At 32.5% G+C, this 1,677-nt stretch carries 4 protein-coding genes; all 4 read left to right on the top strand.

Annotated features, from left to right (window positions below; all coding sequences use genetic code 4):
• On the top strand, window positions 1–256 hold a 256-nt coding region (locus MAGTDC_RS02925), incomplete at its 5' end, for a hypothetical protein (RefSeq protein ID WP_146656972.1).
• A 193-nt stretch (window positions 257–449) separates the two neighbouring features.
• Complete coding sequence (locus MAGTDC_RS02920; protein ID WP_146656971.1) at window positions 450–635, top strand: beta/alpha barrel domain-containing protein; 186 nt, start codon at window positions 450–452, stop codon at window positions 633–635.
• Window positions 636–1,215: 580 nt separating this feature from the next.
• Entirely contained in the window at window positions 1,216–1,473 is a 258-nt protein-coding gene (locus MAGTDC_RS04855; RefSeq protein ID WP_192573150.1) for a hypothetical protein, read from the top strand.
• Window positions 1,382–1,677, top strand: a 296-nt coding sequence (locus MAGTDC_RS02915; RefSeq protein WP_278046959.1) for a beta/alpha barrel domain-containing protein, incomplete at its 3' end; no start/stop codon positions are given. The genes MAGTDC_RS04855 and MAGTDC_RS02915, both read left to right, overlap by 92 nt.

Below are 1,677 nucleotides of genomic sequence, written 5' to 3'. Positions count from 1 at the left end.
TGCTGACTTCGATGGTGATCAAATGGCAGTTCATGTTCCGCTTAGTCTGAAAGCCAGAATTGAGGTTACAACGTTGTTGATGACGGAAAACAATGTGTTTCATCCGGCCCATGGTGATCCATGTATCCTGCCATCCCAAGATATGATCCTTGGTTTGTATTACATGTCTTTAACATCAACAGAACAAAAAGATGTGTTGTTTTCATCGTACGTTGAAGTAACCAAAGCACTTGAATACAAAAAAAACCCCATTTAATCCATCTAAACATCTTGGTATGATACATTGTTTTTACTAAAGACATGACGGTCGTTGTTTGTAACGAGAATATAATTGGAGTATAGTTTTATCTGGATCAAAGGTTATATTTTGGTATTATGTTCTGTTTAAAGATTTCTTACCTTGATTAGCCAAAAATTCATGATAGTGATATATATCAGCTTATGGACGTTTGAGATTAAAAAATGTTAGACTTAACAAAGATAACATAAACCGATATGAGGTATACGAGAATTCATCAACAGAAGTAATAGATGAATTCCAACTTCAAACCTTGAGTACGTTGCATATAGTTGATTTAGATGGAAATGGTATGTGGGTAAACCAAAGAACTTTAGAACTATTAAAGAATTTTTAGATTAGACTAACCACAATATCCAATCGGGAGGTGGAAATACAAACCATGGACACAATTGAATAGATATTTTGACTAGTGGTTAAACTAGACTAATAATTAGGTATTTTTGTTGTAAGTGATATTGAAGTTTTTGTTTGGAGTATGTTGTTAAGTGTCTTAGTAGGATATGTGTTTAGTATTGGTATATTTGATGTCATGATCTTGGATATGTGATGGATTTAACAACACAGATAGAAGTGATTATTTAAGGTAATGGCAATGGGATGTTAGATTTTATATTTGGGTTTTATTTGTATGACTGATATTGATCGTGATGGGGTAACGGAAGATATTATAATACAACAGGTTTATTAAGGATGATAAACAAAAGACGATTACCAAATGGTTGTTTCTGGCGGTGTTACAAACGTTGCTGATCTTCTTAAGAACTAATTTGAATAGTAGTTTGGTTGATGTAATATGTGGTGGCCCCTTATGAGGGCCCAAATATCCGTTGATATAATAAACGATCGGATGATTTATTAGTTTAAACATCAAAATAATTACTATATATATAGATGTAAATTACAACAACAAGTAAGTGGTATCTAGGTTCTCTGATTTAACAACGGTCAGTGGTCTAAGTTTACTTGCTAATAAATATAGCATTAGTGGTGTTGATAAACTTTGTTTGTTTAATATAACATCTTCATCTGATAACAAAAAAAATGAATATTATACAATACAACATCGGAGATTACTGATACATGTCTGTTTTATCGGTAGTAAGTGGAGAAACAAGAATGATAAAAGGTGTGCCGTGTTCGTTGAAGGTTGGAGAGTGTATGGTAGTCATTAATTCAATTCCTATTATGAATTCGGGATCTGTTATCAACTGCGTTGAAAGATTCGGAAGTCAATACATCGTTTCATCAGTTTGTTGTAAGCTAATCAATGGTACTTGGATGGTATTCAGTTATAGTGATTTAAGATCAACAGAAGTTGATGTCTTGGAACATATATGTAAATCAATTCAATATGGTGTAGATGGAATTCTATTAAC

The sequence above is a fragment of the Candidatus Hodgkinia cicadicola genome (assembly GCF_002774925.1).
This window is presented reverse-complemented; position numbering and strand designations above follow the sequence as displayed.